At 28.8% G+C, this 1,079-nt stretch carries 1 protein-coding gene; it reads right to left on the bottom strand.

The window, feature by feature from the left end:
• Window positions 1-1,015, bottom strand: a 1,015-nt coding sequence (locus L8X27_RS07940) for a hypothetical protein (protein WP_263671875.1), incomplete at its 3' end; no start/stop codon positions are given.
• Window positions 1,016-1,079: the final 64 nt, after the last annotated feature.

Here is a 1,079-nt window from a genome sequence, read left to right as displayed (position 1 = left end):
TCACAATTACTAAAATAACAAAAAGAGATATAAATGCTATGGTTGTTATAAGTTTTGTAATAGGCATTTGTATAGAATCAACTGGAGCCATAGTCACAATAGACCAAGCATCTTGTGAGTTATCCCAAAGATCAAAAGTAGCTATTGCTGCTCTATTTTTCTTTCCATCGCTTGCGCGAGTAAAGTCAAAAACAGTATTTATTTTATCTTTTTGTAATTGTATTAATGTTTTTGCACTAGGATGAGGATTTGCTTCTGAAATACTTTTTCCTGTAAATTTAGAAACAGGACTAACTGCTATTAGACCCTCAGCACCAAGTAATAATCTTTGATCATCTTTGAAAATACTTCTTTTTGGATCTGTTAGCTCTCCTCTAAAATGCGTTAAACTTCCTAAAGCTCCAACTACACCTATAATATTTCCATTTTTAAAGATTGGAATTACAATATTGTATGCAAAAATTTCTTCACCATTGATGTTGAAAATTTGAGGTTTTCCTATTGATTCTTTTTGTGTTGATATAGCATTATTAATACTTTGTTGTTGTAAAAATGCATCATATGCTTGAACTAATTGCACGCCGCCTTCTGTTTTTAAAGAAGTATCATGAAGTAACATTAAAAATTTATGCTGATTTGTAAGTAGTTTTGGGTTGGTATTTTGATTGATTGGGGTATTAAAAAAATGAACATACATATATGCAATTTTTTCATTTGAATCAAGCACACCTTCTAAAATATTTTGCACTTCTGTATCATCAATACTATTTTCATTTGAAATAGTATTTTTTATAGTATCTTCTACTCCTAGTAAAGTTGAATAAACACTTTCTGTTGCTCCACGGACGATATTTGCATATCTAAAAGCATTAATTTGAAGTAGTTTATCTGCTTCAGTGTGTAAGATATTTGAAGCTTGTATGGAAAAAATACTTGCTAAGATTATAATACCTAGCATTACTATGGAAATTACAACTCCAACTATTTTGGTCCCTATTTTTAAATTTGAAAACAATGTATCTCCTTTATGTGTTTTTAAAAAGGATGTATTTTATCCTAAAAAAATAATTTTTTTATTT

Source organism: Campylobacter sp. CNRCH_2015_1657, assembly GCF_025772685.1.
GTDB lineage: Bacteria > Campylobacterota > Campylobacteria > Campylobacterales > Campylobacteraceae > Campylobacter_D > Campylobacter_D lari_D.
The sequence above is the reverse complement of the archived record's forward strand: the minus strand, read 5'-3'. Positions and strand labels throughout refer to the sequence as shown.